Raw genomic sequence first — 17,142 nt, 5'->3', positions numbered from 1 at the left:
AAAGAGATTCTACAGCCTTTTGATCGGCTCTTTGGCTAACTGCTGCACTAAGTGAAATTACTAATAATATATTCTTTTAGGAGGGCTGTAAGCCTGATGAACTCAAGAAAGTCATAGAGACTTAATAGGATAATGAAAGAAACGTTATGAGAGAGAGTCTTATAAGAGAGGTCTATAGGTGAGATCTATAGGTGAGATCTATAGGGAGTATTGAGAGTGAGCACGATTGGTCAAAAGTTATCTGCCTACGGCCTAACGAAGGGAAGAACGTTGTCCGATGTCCTATTTGAGATTATTTGACACGCGAAACTCTCATGTATGCGGGAGGGGCATACTCATAAGTGGATGGACAAAACTATCCATCAATCCGGGTTTCGACTCCGTTTAGCCCTCATCTCCTCTAAATTAGCTGGTTGAGCGGAGTCGAAACCAGCGGTGTTAGGGACGTTTACTTTCGGCTATCTACTTACATATCTAAAAAAATAGTTAATATAAAATGGCAGTGTAGTCGTCGACTACACTGCCATTTTCAAACGGTCTATCAAATGAATATATAGCTCTAAATGAGATTCTTTCGACGCTAATATAACGCCTCTGATAACGTTTATTTAGCGAGAGCTATGCTGCAACGAGTATTGATTTTTCTACTATTTGAGCGAATTTTGAATAATAGCCTTCAGGTGAAAGGTAGTTTAACCATAGATTACGGCACTCATGCTGAAGATCTTCAAATTCGGTGTCTGACAGCTTTCCATGGAAATTAGCAACTATCTCCGCAATATTGGGCATATCTTTTTCATCAACCCAGATGCAGTAGTCTTTCCAGTTAATGAATTCTTCTAAAGGGAGTTTACAGTCTGTATCTAGGAAGATAGGAATACGACCGCATGAAAGCACTTCATAAAATCGATTGGAGTAGTTGCCTGAGCCTCGACAACAAAACACATAGTCGCTATTCACCAGATTATCGACATAATCCATGCGAGCTTTCATTTTGTCTGTGGGGTCTGTCGCCTCAAAGAAAACCGCCCGCTCAAATACCTCAATATTGTCGTTAACTAAATCACTATTTTGTAGGATGCTCAGGGCTTTAGTTCTTAATACTTCTCCTTTGTAAGGTGAAGTGCCCAACTTCGAGTGCTTTAGAAGATTATGACTATGATAATAGAATGTTTTGATATGTCTATCTAAGCTAGGAGGTCTGGCAAACCCACGGAATCCAACGGTTGGCTTTTGACTTTTTTTGCGGATAGGAACCTGATTGTCCAAATACTTTGCGACAAAATCTTCACAGAAAAATGGGAAGATTGGGGTCTTGGCAAATTTAGCATCTGAACGATAGACAGATTGTCTAAAAATGAGTGCATTGTCGATGGGTAGAGCCTCATCAGAACATTCACTACCAAAGAAGACAACTAAAGGTTTCCCTGCTTTTTGCACGAGGTCGGCAAACTCTAAAGCCAGTGTCATCCCTGCCTGATCGGTTGTCCCTCGCCATGAATCTCCACGTATACTGCGCCAATCGAAAGGAAGAATAGCTACATCTGCATCGGCCAAGGACGTTAACTCAAAAAGATTGGCTCTATCCTGAACATACTTAATATAAGGGCTGGCCCATTGATAGATGAGTTCGGAATGTAAATCTGACCAAAGCGGATAAAGGATAGAGCTGGGATCTACACCTTCAGGCAAATATTCTCGACTAGAAAAAATCTTCAGTTTCATAACCAACTTCGTGAGCGTTGCTCTGAATTAAAACCTTACACAGTAGAAACATAGGTGTAGAGCCGCAGCAAAATATGCCTGGTTCTGTTGTGGCACAAAGCTAAACGCCAACTTTAGCGGGTGCCTTTGGTTCAGGACTTAATCCGATGACATTGTCAAGAACCTTTTCCAAGGAACGTGCACTTCCCTGGAATGAAAAAGTTTCTCGAGCATATGCTTGAGCATTACGGCCCAAACGATTTCTCAGCTCATCATCATTCCAAAGCAATTGGATAGCTTCTCGCATGCTCTCTTCAGATCCATGTTTTACTAACCAACCAGTTTCACCATGTTTCACATAGTCACTCATACCATACGTATCAGTCACAATGACCGCTCGGCCCATTAGCATGGCTTCTATAACTGTGACATGCCCCGCAGCTGTAACATCATCCTTAAATTGAAGAGGGATGACATTAATACGCGCTTCTTGTGCTAACTGACGGCAGTCTTCTCGCGAGATCCCAAAAGGCGTACTTACTTGACTTGGAATGTTGATGCCTTCTAGGGCAGTTTTGCTTGAGGCGACTACAGTTGGTATGTCGAGTTCTTCAATTATGTTAAATAAGCAAGGGAAATCTCGATGGGCAGATCCCAAAGCTGCAATAAATGGAGATTCTCTGTTTTCCTGAAACTTTACTTCGATATCAGGTGATGGAAAAGGCACAAACTTAAATCTACTTTTAGGCAAGTCTAGCCATTTGCTGTAGATGTCAATCTCATGTTTACTATGAACTACAAAGCAATCGATATGACTTAAGCTGGTCTTTGAGAGCCAACGACGAACAGAGCCAACTTGGTAATTTCCGATATTAAATGTCCAAGCAACAACTGGTTTTTTGGAACGCTTCAACATCTTTTGTAGACCAATGGCTGCTGGCAACTGGGGAAATAGTGTGATTACTCCATCAGTATCGCTATTTAAGGCTAATGCTGCATGCTCCCAATGTCCAAACCATTCTGAGCGCGTTGTGTACTTAACAGATTTATCGTGCCAGTTTGGTACAGGTGTAGGCCGAGCAATTAAATCGAAGCTATGCCTTGGGCTTGATATATAGCTACTAAGCCAGTTGTTGTTATCAACATCAGCTTGATTAAAGTAAGGTGCAACAACGGACCATTTCATATATCAGAATACCTCGATGAGTAGGAAAATAAGGAGTAATTTTTGCAAAGTGCCAAATGAGCCAGACAATTGAAAATAATGATTTACAATTCCCTATACAACTCAAAATATGGTTTTCAGCCTTTCATGGGTCTAAACCTTAATTACTTTTAGGTTGCACCTTTTTTGTGAAAAGATTTCTCGCTGCCTGCTCTAAGTGATCGTATAGCTTGATTGGCACCAAACATAGAAAATATGTTGCACCCATAGTAACCAATGTTTTAACAGGTTCTTCAGTAAATATTCTCTTGTCACTGGCAATGGCTTTGTGCATCATCTCTAGCGCAAGCTTGGAGTCACGTAAGCTAATTGCACGCCGTGCAATATACCTTTGGTAATATGCTCTGGCAAGGCTGGAAGAACTGACAAAAATTTCTGGATAAGCCTTGGTGTATTTAGTAATAATCCTCTCTAAATATTCATACTGTTTCAACAAGCTGGCTGATAGACCACCAGGATGAATCCTGTAAAGCGTTAGTAGTTCCGGAATGCCTTCGCATTTCCAGGATGTCTCCATCTCTATTCTCAGCCAACATTCAACATCCTCAGCTCTTTTGAAACTTTCATCAAAATAGAATTTCTCTTCTACTCCATGGATATTGTCAAAAAATCCAATATCCTGAAATACCTGCCGTTTGAATACTGGCGATGAGCCATTACCAATAGGGTTTCGACTTAAGATATATGGCGGTGTAATGCCTGTGATTCTTTTGGGAATTTGCTTTAAGCCTGTAGGTTTACTGTTTTGATCAATTAATTTTGAGTAACTAAAACTAATCCCTAATGTGGGGGAAGACTCTAGATGCCTAACATGTTTTTCAATTTTGTCTTCGGTCCATAGGTCATCCGCATCAATCAACGCTATGTACTCACCAGTAGCATTCCGAATACCGGTGTTTCTGGCCCCGGCTAGACCTCGATTAGCTTGCTGAATGATCTTTATTCTTGGATCATTAAACTGCCGACAAACCTTAATACTCTGGTCGGGAGACCCATCATCAATTAGAAGAATTTCAAGATTAGTATATGTTTGTCTCAAAACTGAATGCAAAGTTTCAGCTATAAAATCTTCCGCTTTGAAGATAGGGATAATAACAGATACGAGTTGACCTTCCATTCAAAGACACCATCCTACAGTGGATATTTTTCGTACTAAAAGAGAACACTTGAATTTATTTCTATAAGAGAATATCTGCGCAGTATCAGAGATTCTTCTAGGGGTAAATTACCCATCTTTCTGATTTGAAGCTCGTTCAAACTAGCTTTTTGCTATCGAACTATTCTCTTTAGACAGATAAAACTGTTGAAATAAAAACCTTATTCACTAAGATATATTACATGGCAAACACCCTTATCAGGGTAATCTGGCTAGCTTTACAGTGAGGAGACGCTAGGTTAAAGAGTTAACCTGATTGGGATAATTTAACTGATTCTCTTATATTCAAATCGTTCGATATGTTCTCAGGTTTCGATTCTAAGAATGTTTGAGGAATCGAAATTGAAGATAGAGAGGCCCAGATAAACAGTAGCCAAACATCATGATTGAAAAGCGTACTTTCTGTCATGTTGCTCAGTAATAGAAACACTATGATAAGCACAGGACAAGTAGCATAAGATTGCCTTGTCGTTCTGACTAGCTGAACGGCTTTAACTGTTGTAATGATAAGTACTATCAGCAGGAGAGAACTGCCAATCCATCCCACTGCTAATAGAGACTCTAGAAAGCCACTGTGGGCATTGGGGGCTGGCCAACCGACGATCTGCCTTAAGAGATCTGCAGGAGAGCCAGCAGTACCCCAGAAGCCCTCGTAGCCATATCCTAAGAATGGCTTACGGGAAATCATATGCCAAGCGGCTGGCCAAAGTTCATCTCTTCCTGACAGGTCAGTGCCTTTACCAAATATGCTTAATAGTTCATCTGCGTTCGCTTGAACGTATATAGTTGCACTTCCTGCCAGCAAGATAATTGCACTGATGACAATTACCATAGAGCGATAGCTAAGCTTCAAAGCATTGCAGACAATGAAGGTTAGTGTCATTGCGCCTGTTGCCAATAGTCCGGTCGTTGATTTACTTGCAACTACGAGGAATCCGGAAATTATTGTACTCGTTGAGATCGCAAGATTTGCTTTGCCCCTGAAAATCTTGGCGTATTGAATGACTATCAGAAAAACTGTAGTCAAGGCCATTTGTGAGCCTAGCTTATTTTTGTGTGTATATACGCCTCGCCAAGCCCCTGCATGCACTCCATCATGCATGATTCCGTAAGTTGGCAGCAATACTCCAAAAATAAAGCAGAGAATAACGTTAATACAGAGTGCGATCGCTAAAAAGCGCAACTGTTGCTTAAAGCTAAAGCTGGTGGATAAGAAGAACGCGAGAAACGTTGAACCGGCTAATAAAATTCCTCGACGTGACGTTTGAGAAGGATCAGCCGACCACTGAGTCGAAAAAATAACGATCACTAAGAATAATACGATTAGAATCGTCTGAGGATTCGAACGCAATCGACTGAGTATAAGCTTCCAGCGAAATAATAATAAACTAGAGGCTGTCGCGTAAATTGCCATGCTAATGCCAGGCAATAAGAAATTACTTTGCTGGGTGTAAACATCCACCAACTGGCCGGCACCACCGCTAGTAATTAAGTTAATAGGATTGCCAAAGAAAAACCATAGGGCAAAACAGATAAATACGTATTCTAAGTATCTTGGAATCCTTAACACGACATCCCCTTTTTGATGAACTAGAGCATCTTAGAATATTGGCAAAATTAAAAGGTATAAACTTAATAATCTGCTTTTATAGCACTCTTTTATAACACTCTTTAATCATATGGTTAAATGCTCAATCTGAGTGTATTAAACGTCGCCAACCTTAAATATATTAAAAAAGCTAATATAACTAGCTTTGGAGTTTTGTAGAGATTTTTCCAGTTGCTAATCAATGCTCGATTAATTAACGATACTCCCAAAAACATAGACATGTTTAAGCGAAGAGTTTGTCGAGCCAAATACTGTAGTTGAGCTGTTTGAGCAGCTTTATAATGCATGTCTACGAGGTGAGGAGCTTTTTGTCGAGCTTTTTTCATCAATGCTACCCAGCCTGCTTCCATTTTCATAAGTGTTGATGATAAGCCAGATGAATGGAGGCGGTATTGAACTAAAACTTGGTCAATGCCCTCAATTTTCCACTTGTCTTGAATAGATATTCTGAAAAGAAGATCAATGTCCTCATTGTATTGCATGGACTCATCAAATCCATTCAACTCTTGAAAAACAGATTTTCGAATTACAAAATTGGAGGTTGTGACGGTTGGATTACTATAGAAAAAGTCTTCTGGCTTCAGACTCTTAGTAATATTATTGGTGAGTTTATTAGTGGTTTCTCCATCAGATGAGATCAGCTCTACCCTTGCAAAACTGACTCCAACATCAGGATGATTGTGCATGTAGTTAATATGAGATGAAAGCTTTTCCTGATGCCAAAGATCGTCCGAATCTAGAAAGGCTACAAGCTCCCCATTAGCTAGCTGGGCTCCTAAGTTGCGGGATACAGAAACCCCTGAGTTTTCTCTGGAAACCAATTGGATGCGATCATCAGTTTCGCAATACTGATTGACAATTTCTTGGGTGTTATCCGTTGAACCATCGTTGATGATTAATAGCTCCCAGTTTGCATAGGATTGCGCTAAAACAGACTGGATGACCGATGGTAAAAAGACAGCTGCGTTGTAGGCTGGAACGATAACAGAAACTAAGGGATCTAGAGTCATGATGTTGTTCTTCAGAGGGCTCACATATACTCAGGTATTCAGGACGTAATCAATCAGATGCTAGCCTGCTAGGTTAATGAGAAAAGTTTTTTTCCAGAAAATACAGCTTTTGAAACCGAGATGCTAAATAGTGGCAGACATAGAAGATGAATCCCTAAAACAACAGCTGCTACGGCGAGAATACTAAACTGTGAGGCCAGCACGATACTAAGTATAAAGACAATAGTGAATACAACATTCCACTTCAGTCCAACCATGCCTCGATCAACTGCTAAGAGTAGCTGCTCCGATACTAAAGCAAATGGTCGAGGTAACGCTGATAGACAAATAAGAATAAGAATTGGGATAGCTGGGAGCCATTTTTCTCCAAAGACAATTGGTACATAAACTGGAGCAAGAGAGCTTTGAAGCAGCACTAGTGGAAATATAATGGCAGCGCAGATCTTAAGGCTTCTCATATATTTGTTCTTTAATGCTTTTAAATCACTGCGGACTTCACAAAGGTAAGGAAAAACAGAATTAGAAACCATGTTGATGGCTGTTAAGCTAATGCCCAAACCCGCATTAAAAGCAAAAAAGTAAAGCCCGAGTTGTTCAACATTGAAAAATTTGCCAATTAACAGATAGTCAATGTTCGATCTCAAGTAGTTGAGCATCTCAATTCCCAAAGGGAACTTTGAAAAATTAAAGATATCTTGCCATCCCTTTAGCGTAAACCCGCCAGATGGTTTCCAAGAATAGTTTTTACGATAGACGGTTAGCCAACTGGCTTGTGCTGCAATCAGGGCGAGGACAATGCTCCAAATGCCCAGCCCCATAATGGCAAATATAATTAGTAAAATTTGTGTGACTACTGCATTGATCGCTCCGGCTAAAGCGCCAACCTCTAATCTGTTATCCCGACGAATTAACGCATCTTGAACAGCATAAAAGGGATTAACTAAATAAGCGATCCCAGCCACAATGATCGGTAAGATCAGCTTGTCATTCTCATAAAATAAAGCGATGGGAAATGCGATTAGACACTGAAATGAAAAAATAGCTATGCATATAACCCAATTTGACCAATATGCTGTATTTACTAGCCCTTTTAATTCGTCTGGGTGTGCTTGAATCAGTTTGGGGGCAATGCCGCCTTTCTGGATAAATACATTGGCAAAATCAGTGATGGCAAACAGAATAGCCATTAAGCCGTAATCTTCGGTGGTTAAGTTACGAGCTAGAACAACTACTGTTGCAATGCGAATGATTCGTGTAAATATCTGACTAGCTGTTTGCCATCCAATATTCTTTACTAGCTTATCGGAAAATAACTTCTCGATTTTTGTTCGCATTATGTATATGAGCAAACTCTAGGGTAATTGATTCGATAGGGAGTCATGCTTGTAGGCGTTCAGTGCTGATACTAAAACTAGCTGTTTGCAGCTTTCTTTTTGCTGTGCACTTTTTAGTCGTTATCAAAAATATTGAATAAGAAATTTAAGGGATTAATTAAACGTGCTGCTAAATCTAAAACTGAGCCACTGGTGGTTTTGGGTACCAAAATCACATCTCCATCCTGGATCTGGTAGGTATCAACTAGGTTGCGAAGATCGACAACTTCTTGAACTACGTCACCAGTTGTGTCGTCCATACGGATAAATGCAACTTCTTTAAGTCTGGCATCATCTGTGGGACCACCTGCGATCGCAACCGCACTTGACAATGAACTATTTGGCGGAACTGCAACTTCACCAGGTCTCGTCACTTCACCAACAACTCGAACCCGAACAGTGTCTGGCGCTAAACTTGATCTGGCCAACAAATGATTATCAATGAGTTCGCCATCGGCTAAACGGGGAACAAAAACCAAATCTCCATCTCGCAGTAACATCTCCTCAGGCAGATTGGCCGACCAGAGAGCATCCCAAAGATTAATTTCCGTACTGGCAGTTTCACCGTTAGCAAGTTTACGAATAACAGTGACATTACGGATGTCAGCTGTCCGCCTCACACCGCCAGCTTCCACCAACGCCTCGCTGACAGACGGTGGCGCATAGGCTGCTTCAATTTCCTCATTAACATTGGTGGTGTCTTGAAGCTGAACAGGACCCGGTCGATAGACCTCCCCTGATACATTGATCACCACGGGACGCAGTGAGTTTAATGAAATGGAGATAGCAGGATCAACCAGAATCCTATCTAGAATCACGCTTAACTCTTGAGTCAGCTGGTCGGTGGTTTTCCCAGCTGCAGCCACTTTACCCACAAGCGGTAGGGTAATTGTTCCGTCCGGCAATACTGAAAGTGGACCTGTATACTCTGGGAATCCATAAACACTGACTTCGATGCGATCGCCAGGTCCCAGAAGATAAGACGATGCGTAGTTAGTTGGAGCCGTATTGAGTGGGAGACTCCTGAGTCTCCCACTCACAACCTCATCAGTAGTGGCCTCACCCAAGGATGAATGAGTCTGATCGACCTGTGCGATTCCGGCTGCTGGGGTGCAGCATAGTAGGCCCATTACTAGGGGCATCGCTATCTTGAACTGAGTGGAACTTAGTTGAAACATTGTGTTTAAAGTCATTTGAGGACGCGCACATTCCCTAGATAGAAACAGGGATGTAAACAAAACCAAAAGTCTATGAATGGTTATTAGCCTGAGCAGATTTAGTGATGGCTCCATTGCTGGAGGCGTGAGCAAACTTTATTTGCTTTTCACTAGGTGTATATCCCTGATTGCCGTAGAAGTAATGATCAGGATTGCCCTTCACATTAATGCCATTGGCAACTAGGCCTAAGATATTCTGCTGAGACTGAGCCAACATTGCTTTGGTCGCACGAATGTTATCGGCATTAGCCATGCCAGGTCGCATAACTAGAAGCACTCCGTCTGTTGCCCGCCCGATGGTGACTGCATCAACAAGACCTAGAATCGGTGGACTATCAATAATGATGTAGTCGTAGGCCTTTTCACTGGCTTCTAACAGTGAAGTGATCAGATTCGACTCTAAAACTGCAAGAGGATTAGAGGGAATCACACCCGCTGGCAGGATATGCAGGTTTGGTTCCTGGGAGATGATGACATCTTTTAAAGAAACTTGCCCTGTCGCAAAGTTGCTGAGTCCTTGTAAGTTGGGTAAATCCCAAATCAGATGTTGCGTTGGCTTCCGCATATCAGCATCAACAACCAACACCATATGACCCAAATGAGCGAGTGTCAGGGCTAGGTTGGCAGCAACCTCTGATTTACCTTCGCCACCAACTGCACTAGTGATTGTAATTGTCTTAACCTGAGATTCTACACATGAGAACTTTAGGTTTGCCTGTAACGACTGGTACGCATCCAATACTGAGGAGTACTCAGTATTTCTTACTAGGATGCTAGGCACATCTGTTCCTTTAGCATTGTTTCTTTTCCAAGCCGGAATGATACCTAAAAGCGGATACTCATAGAGTTCTTGGCCTTCTTGAACCGTGGTTATGGACTGATCAATGATGTCCGCAAAGAAGGCAGCAATCAGACCAAGCAAGAACCCGACAAAACCACCTGCCAACAAGAACAGCTTCAGTGATGGGCCAATGGGTTCTGTGGGTGACAAGGCTGGAGAAACAATGCGAGCATTACCAACATTCTGGTTTTCTAATACCTGAGCCTGTTGAAGATTTTGTAATAGCGTCTCATAGGTGGTTTGAGCCGCATCAAGTTGTCGTTCTAATCCTCGTTCCTGCTTTTCTAAAACAGGAATCACCCTAGCCCGACTTTGCTGACTTAGACGGGCATTAGCCAGTTGTTCAACCTGCTGCTGTAAACCTGACTGTTCGCCGTCTAGACGTAAATATTCTGCAATGAGCTCTTGTTCCAGATCGCCTGATTGCAGATCATCCTCCGGGAGGTCTAACTGATTGGCACCCAGGGTGATATCAAGGCGCTGTTGAAGTAATGCTTGTAGGGAAGATTCTTGATTACGGAGGGTGACAATTTCAGGATGCTCTTCTCGATATCGAGTGCGAGCTAATGCCAAATCCGACTGGACAGTTTGTAGCTGTTCGAGCGCATTCTGAATGCCCGGAGACTCACTAACTAGTCCTACCGCATAGGCCTCTTGAGAACTCAACTTTAGCTTTTGTTGAAGTTGGGAAGCTTGTGCGGTGCTATCGGCTAGCTCGGACTTGAGCTGGATCAGTGCATTATCTAATGTGAAGAGTGACTCAACCAGGTTACGTGACTCTTCTTCAAGATCCACAATACTATTCCCTTCCCTGAATTGTCTCAGAGCCTCTTCGGCTTCATTGACAGCCGCCTCAGATTCAGGCAGTTGAGCTGAAATAAACTCTTGCGCTGCTACAGCAGCAGCTCGGTTAGTTTGAATATCGTTTTCAATATAAATATCTGTCAGTGTATTGACAACGTTGGCTGCTAATTCTGGATCGTCAGAGGTATAGGTGACTTTTAGGACGTCTGTTCCAGGAATACCAGTGATCGTAAGGTCACGTAACAGTTCATCAGGCTGCAATAGTTCACCCTCATCATTTTGCAGCTTTAATTGCTCGATGACTTGCTGTACGAGAGGGATAGAGCCGAATACTTCAATTTGAGTGTCTAGAGGATTATCCAGATTAGTAAGGGCTCTAAGTTCCCTTGTGCCGCCCTCAAAACCTACTAAGGAAGATGTTTGATTGGATAATTCAAACAAAAGCTTTGCTTCGGCTTCATACTCAGGTTTCTGAGTAATGCCAACGCCAACCGCTGCGGTCGTTGTGAGTCCGAAGATAGTCAACGCAATTAGCCAGCGACGCTTTAGAACTCGCCAATACTTCTGTAAATCTATTTCTACCTCTTTAACAGAGTTCTCTTGAGATGCCATTGAACCTCACTGGGGAAAGGAGCTAACTACGACGGGGAGGGTAATATTACGGATCAATATCAGACTCTAAAGTCTGAGTTTCAAACTATATAATTTCAACCAGCAATCCCATTGACAGAAAAAGACAAGGACTAAGTTCTAGAGAAACGACGTTGATAACTTTAGTCAGATACACAGGTCTCAAAAATATCTAGAGATTATTCCTAGATATCTTCAATAGAATTATGCCCATCTTTTCAAATGAACCAGTGGCGAACCGTGAGAATTCGGTTGAGACATAAGAACTTCATAGCGCTCATCACCTTTCTAAAAAACTGATAAAGCTGAAGTATAGTCACAGCATTTTTGCAGTTGCGTCACATGGACTAGGCTGCAATAAGTCTTTCTATGTCAACTGCTTTTCAGCAGAACGTTTTCCTAGAAAACAATGAAATTTGTCGATAACGCATTAGATTTATTGAGAAGCTGTATAAAAAGTATTCAGTGTGTTAGGTGATTTCCTAAAGACCATGGCTTTAGGGGCTTTTAGGCAGATGATCCTAACCTTGGGTAGCCCTATAATACTTGAGCACTTAGTTCAGATATCCTCTTAAGATGTCTTGCTCAGTGTTGATTACACTTTTGAAAACATCCTCTGAGTAATGACCTGACTAGCATCTGAATTAGGACATGTAATTACAACCTCACATCGGTAAACAATAAATCATCAAATAAAAGCAGCACCCTAAGAGATTGTATGCAAAATATTCAGTGCATTAGTTGGCCCATAAATCCTTAAGCTTATTGCTTTTTAAGATAAATTTTCCCGAACTTTTGAGAGATCAAGAAGGCATGTCCAGTGCTGAATTACTCTAAAAACACCCTCTAAAACTCAGTAGATATCTTTAGAAATACACTGAGGCTTACGGACATACCCATAAGCCACTACCTCAGGTTCTGATTTTGACATCGCTGTCGAAATAGCCCTGAGATAATTACCTAAGTAATTCCAACAACTGATGATCAGCACGGGTGTCGGTAGAGACAGACATTGCTGTCAACAGGCTGTCCTCACTAGACTAGGGATCATGAATCAAAATACTTGATTAAGTTCCTGACGAACTTTTCTTTAAATTGATGTTTTCTGATGTTTTCCTATGGATTAACTGTCTAATTTTTTCCAGAGCGATCAAATGAAGCAGGGATTACGGTTCCGTATTTTCCGTAGGAGAGTCACTGGAGTCGTTGGTATCATTTTTATCTGGGGCTGCCGATGGGGTAGTAGTCTGGGGGGGCAACTCACCATTTGTACTGTCTGGATCTTCAACATCAGCAAGCCAGTCAGCAATTGGACGCTCAATCCCATTTTCGATTCCTTTGGGAATTAGGTAGACGTCAACGGAATTGGTCGTTACTGCCTCCTGATGGGTGATCGCATAAAGTGATGTGCCACTAAAATCTTCGTCACCTAGACTTAACGTATAAGTGGCTTCATCCACTGTTAGCTGAATGGTGGCTGTGGGGTCATCTAACCCATAGGTTTCTAATTGATCTGGAGTCGTGGTAATAGTTTCCTGGATGGTGTCATTGGTGATGATGTTGAGCAAAAAAGCCACTGAGGAGGGATCTGCTGCTGCGTCCTCGGGCTCTGTCATTCTCCAGATGTTGTCCGTTTTAGTAAAGGCCAGAGTCTCCTCCGGTTTTTCAAGGGTAAAGGCGCTGACATCGGCTTCGGCAAAGTCATATAGCGTTTCTCCCTGATCAGATTGAGGCCCTTTTTGAGTTTCAAAAAGGGCAACGGTGGTCACGAGCGCGATCGCAACCCCTAGTAGAATGCCTGTGCTGCGCTGTAACTTCATTGTTTACCCTTCCTTAGCGACGACGGAACCAAGTTATACTCGCGCCCCCCAGACCCAAAATGGGAAATACCAGTAGCGCTAGAACGATCACTAAAACCTGTCGAGAGTTTGTCATTGTAATCCGACGATTTGTAATTTCCTTAGGCCGAATCGACAAGATTGCATCATCTAAGTTGCTGAGCCAGGTGACGCTGTTGAGAAATACATCTCCATTCAATTGCTGATCAAACAGACCATCGGTGGCAAAGGTGGCATTACCGATCACAACAAGTCGTGCTTTGCCATCGGCTGCAGCTGCGTCTTCGGTGTTTTCAGATGAGTTATCTAAAGGCTGTTGTTCAGCCGATGCTGCTTCATTTTGTACCTCGGGTGCGGTATCCTCGGGTGCGGCTATATTGGTGTCGAGTGTATTCTCTTGTAACTCGATCTCTGCCTGATTTGCAGAGGTCTCTTCAGGAGAGGTCTCTTCAGGAGAGGTCTCTTCTGTAGAGGTCTCTGTTGCAGTCTCTTCAGGAGAGGCTTCGACAGCTTTGGTTAAGGCAACACCAATATTAAATGGGCCTTCTGGGGCTTCCTGGGTATCAACATTGAGTTCTCCTGTATCAGTAAGAGTTTCGGCATAACTTTGAGCATTACTTAGCAGTAGCGGCGTTGCTTCTACCCCTGCAACAGGTTCTATCAATACCGGACGAGCCAGGGGATAAAATGAACGACCGTTGCTAAGGGCTTCGGTAATCGGATGCTGACCATAGGTGGTGACTAAGGGTGTGGCTGGACCTAACCCCACTAGCCGTCCAGTTTCAGAGGCATCAACAATTAACTGCTCATCTAGGGATACTCCCCAATCTGCCAAAAGAGCATCCAACTCAGGATCGGTCTGTGGATCAACCATGAGGAGAACGCTGCCCCCTTGGTTGAGATAGGCTTCTAGCGCCGCTACCTCGGGTGCAAAAAATGCTTGTTTAGGGCCTGCAATGACCACAGCATTGGCGTCGTCGGGTACAGTAGCTGTTTGATCTAGATTCAGGCTCTCAACCGTGAAATTGTCTGCCTCTAACGCAGCAGCAGCCTGAGCATAGCCTGTGGCGCTGCCGTCAATAACAAACTCTTCATGTCCTTGTAGGAAATAAACAACGGCATTGCGATCGCGGCCCACCTGAGCCAGTTTATTAGTCAAATCCTGTTCATTTAACCCCTGTGCTCCCAAGGGCTGCACAAAAATTTTCCGATCCCCTACTTCTAACTGCACCTCACGCCCTTCACCACTGAGATTAAATTCACGAGCGGCTGTCGGATCTTGAATGGGATTAATGTGTTCGTAAGTGAGCTGGTTACTCAGCTTTTGATAACTCTCTAGTAGCTGTCGATCGTTAGGATTTAGCGCCGAGTCAAAAATCACAACCTTAACGGGTTGGTCGAGATTTCTGACGACAGAGATTGATTCAGGTGACAGTGTAAACAGCCCGCCCTCGGTCAGGTCAAGACGAGGGCCGTATTGCACTGCCAAAAAGTTAATGATGCCCAGAATCAATAACACTGATACTGTGGCCAGGATGGCATTGGTGCCTGCCTGGGTGGAGCGACTTTGCCAGAAGCTGCGGTAGCCGAATCCTCCCAAGATGAGACTGCTCAGGGTTAGCACTAACCCTAATGCCAGAAGAACAATGGGAAGAACGCTCCAGCTATCAACAAAGCCAGCTACCAAGCCAGCTGTGGTTAAAGCTAATCCAGGCCATATGAGCCAACGAAGATATTTACGAGAGGTAGATAGCGCTTTCATATGATGAGAGGCATGAAGAAGAATGATCAGAGGGAGTAAGAGAGTTTTGGGTTATGAGCGGTTGCTGAGTTGTAAAGAGGAATTAACTGTGAACGGACAATTTACAACTGAACTTAACAACTAAACTTAGTTTCTCTGGAATCTGAATGCCTCAATAGATTGAGCCGTTAGGAACAAACCCAAAAGACAATAGGAGAGAAAGAGAACAAGCCCGCTAATGTCAAAAACACCTTGAATAAAATCGTTATAGTGTTTGAGCAGAGACAAATGGCTGATAGCCTCGCCCAGAGGGCCTGGCAGTCCACTGGCCACACCTTCAATTACAAATAAAACTAAGACCAGTGCAAAGGTTAAAATTGCGGCGAGCACTGTGCTTTCGGTAAGTGACGAGATAAACATACCCAAGGAAAGAACACCTGCGGCCAGCAAGATCAGACCGCCGTGACCTAAAAATAACAACCGCATGTCAAACGGTGGATCCGATGCTCCGACGATTAATGATTCGAGGACAAGCAGAGGTAGCACCATGGTGAAAAAGAAGGTGACTACACCCAGCAGCTTACCCAGGGCAACGGCCCAATTAGTGACGGGGGATGTGGCTAACAGCTCCAGGGTGCCTTGCTTACGTTCTTCTGTGTAGAGACCCATGGACAAAGCAGGCAGAATAAACATGGCCAGAGACCCTAAAAGACCCAGATACAGCTGGGTGAACTCATAGGGCAGATCGAGGGGGGATGTCTGCAGACCAGCCTGATCGGCAAAGGCTGTCTGAGCTAAAATTCCCTGGGGGCCAAAGACGATGATGACTAGGAAAAAACCAGCGAGTAACCAAAAAATAGTGGCAATACCGTAGGCCAGCGGTGAGGCAAAGTAGCTTTGTAGCTCTCGACGGTAGATGGCAAGAATATTGCTAATAACGGTAATAATGCTATTCATCGGTATCCGAGGGACTATCTGCAGTGGGCGTATCGGTGGGCGTGTCGCTAAAGGTTGCTTCTTCCGTTGTCAGGTTAATGAATACGTCTTCCAGGCTGACTCGGTTGCGGGAAAGTTCATAGAGACCGAGATTGGCATTGATAATCGCTTCTGCGATCGCACTGCCTGGATCTTGCTCAGTGGCCGCCATTACCTGAAAGCGATGGTGGTTGTCAGCCAGGCTTTCAGCCGGTAACGCTTTAACAGAGTCCACCTGTTGCAGCTGATTAAGTGTGGCTTGTGCCTGTTCTGGGTCGCCAGCTACCTCAAGGGCATAGCCGAGCTGTCCGGCCAGGCGGGCCGTTAAATTGTCTGGGGTGTCTGTGGCGACAATGTGACCTTTATTAATGATGGTGATGCGATCGCAGGTCATACTCACCTCAGGCAAAATGTGCGTTGAGAGAATGATGGTATGCTGACCGGCCAACCCTTTGATCAGATTGCGCACATCGATAATCTGCTTAGGGTCCAGACCCACCGTCGGCTCATCCAAAATAATCACTGGCGGATCGTGGACAATTGCCTGGGCGATACCCACTCGCTGTCGAAATCCCTTGGAGAGCTTACGAATCAATACATGTTTCTTTTCGCTGAGGTTACACCGCTCCATGGCGGAGGCAACTTGCTTGCCCCGGTCACCAATAGGCAGCCCCTTAATACGAGCGACAAAATATAGAAATGCCTCCACAGTCATCTCTGGATATAACGGTGGCGTTTCTGGCAGATAGCCAATCTTTTGCCGCACTGCCATGGAGTCACTATGAACCTCGTGGTTGGCAATGCGAGCGGTGCCACTGGTAGCTGGCAAATACCCTGCCAAAATACGCATAGTTGTGGTTTTGCCAGCCCCATTGGGACCTAAAAACCCTAAAATTTCTCCAGGTTCTACCTTAAAGGACACATCGCTAATAGCAACGGTCGAGCCGTAAGCTTTGCTAAGCTGCTCTACCTCAATCATGGTTTACCAGCCCTATTAGACGCCAAATATCAAGCTAAGT

The 17,142-nt window shown here is 43.5% G+C and carries 12 protein-coding genes; all 12 read right to left on the bottom strand.

The genetic code is table 11. The features are described from left to right. Positions 1–618: 618 nt before the first annotated feature. The 12 genes from N836_RS50660 to N836_RS50605 all read right to left on the bottom strand — a co-directional run bounded on the left by N836_RS50660 (position 619) and on the right by N836_RS50605 (position 17,102). A complete protein-coding gene (locus N836_RS50660; protein ID WP_023072452.1) occupies positions 619–1,725 on the bottom strand; it encodes an exostosin domain-containing protein in 1,107 nt (368 codons plus the stop codon). A 100-nt stretch (positions 1,726–1,825) separates the two neighbouring features. Next, positions 1,826–2,890, bottom strand: coding sequence for a glycosyltransferase family 4 protein (locus N836_RS50655; RefSeq protein ID WP_023072451.1), 1,065 nt, complete (start codon positions 2,888–2,890; stop codon positions 1,826–1,828). Positions 2,891–3,029: 139 nt separating this feature from the next. Continuing rightward, positions 3,030–4,046 (bottom strand): glycosyltransferase family 2 protein, encoded by a 1,017-nt coding sequence (locus N836_RS50650; protein WP_023072450.1) that lies wholly within the window; start codon positions 4,044–4,046, stop codon positions 3,030–3,032. Between the two features lie 286 nt (positions 4,047–4,332). Further along, complete coding sequence (locus tag N836_RS50645) at positions 4,333–5,655, bottom strand: O-antigen ligase family protein (protein ID WP_023072449.1); 1,323 nt, start codon at positions 5,653–5,655, stop codon at positions 4,333–4,335. A gap of 113 nt (positions 5,656–5,768) precedes the next feature. Next, positions 5,769–6,704 carry a glycosyltransferase family 2 protein gene (locus N836_RS50640; RefSeq protein WP_023072448.1) on the bottom strand — a complete coding sequence of 312 codons (936 nt, stop codon included), beginning with the start codon at positions 6,702–6,704 and terminating at the stop codon, positions 5,769–5,771. 68 nt (positions 6,705–6,772) lie between these two features. Further along, positions 6,773–8,038 (bottom strand): lipopolysaccharide biosynthesis protein, encoded by a 1,266-nt coding sequence (locus N836_RS50635; RefSeq protein WP_023072447.1) that lies wholly within the window; start codon positions 8,036–8,038, stop codon positions 6,773–6,775. 113 nt (positions 8,039–8,151) lie between these two features. Beyond that, entirely contained in the window at positions 8,152–9,219 is a 1,068-nt protein-coding gene (locus N836_RS50630; RefSeq protein WP_023072446.1) for a polysaccharide biosynthesis/export family protein, read from the bottom strand. A 106-nt stretch (positions 9,220–9,325) separates the two neighbouring features. Beyond that, positions 9,326–11,551: a GumC family protein gene (locus N836_RS50625; RefSeq protein ID WP_023072445.1), complete on the bottom strand. Its 2,226-nt coding sequence runs from the start codon at positions 11,549–11,551 to the stop codon at positions 9,326–9,328. A 1,184-nt stretch (positions 11,552–12,735) separates the two neighbouring features. Then, positions 12,736–13,389 carry a DUF4340 domain-containing protein gene (locus N836_RS50620; protein WP_023072444.1) on the bottom strand — a complete coding sequence of 218 codons (654 nt, stop codon included), beginning with the start codon at positions 13,387–13,389 and terminating at the stop codon, positions 12,736–12,738. A gap of 13 nt (positions 13,390–13,402) precedes the next feature. Next, positions 13,403–15,169: a GldG family protein gene (locus tag N836_RS50615; RefSeq protein WP_023072443.1), complete on the bottom strand. Its 1,767-nt coding sequence runs from the start codon at positions 15,167–15,169 to the stop codon at positions 13,403–13,405. Between the two features lie 126 nt (positions 15,170–15,295). Beyond that, entirely contained in the window at positions 15,296–16,105 is an 810-nt protein-coding gene (locus N836_RS50610; protein ID WP_023072442.1) for an ABC transporter permease, read from the bottom strand. After that, a complete protein-coding gene (locus N836_RS50605; RefSeq protein WP_023072441.1) occupies positions 16,098–17,102 on the bottom strand; it encodes an ABC transporter ATP-binding protein in 1,005 nt (334 codons plus the stop codon). The genes N836_RS50610 and N836_RS50605 overlap by 8 nt, the downstream gene beginning before the upstream one ends. Positions 17,103–17,142: the final 40 nt, after the last annotated feature.

The organism is Leptolyngbya sp. Heron Island J, from assembly GCF_000482245.1.
Taxonomy (GTDB): Bacteria; Cyanobacteriota; Cyanobacteriia; order Phormidesmidales; family Phormidesmidaceae; genus Leptothoe.
The sequence above is the reverse complement of the archived record's forward strand: the minus strand, read 5'-3'. Positions and strand labels throughout refer to the sequence as shown.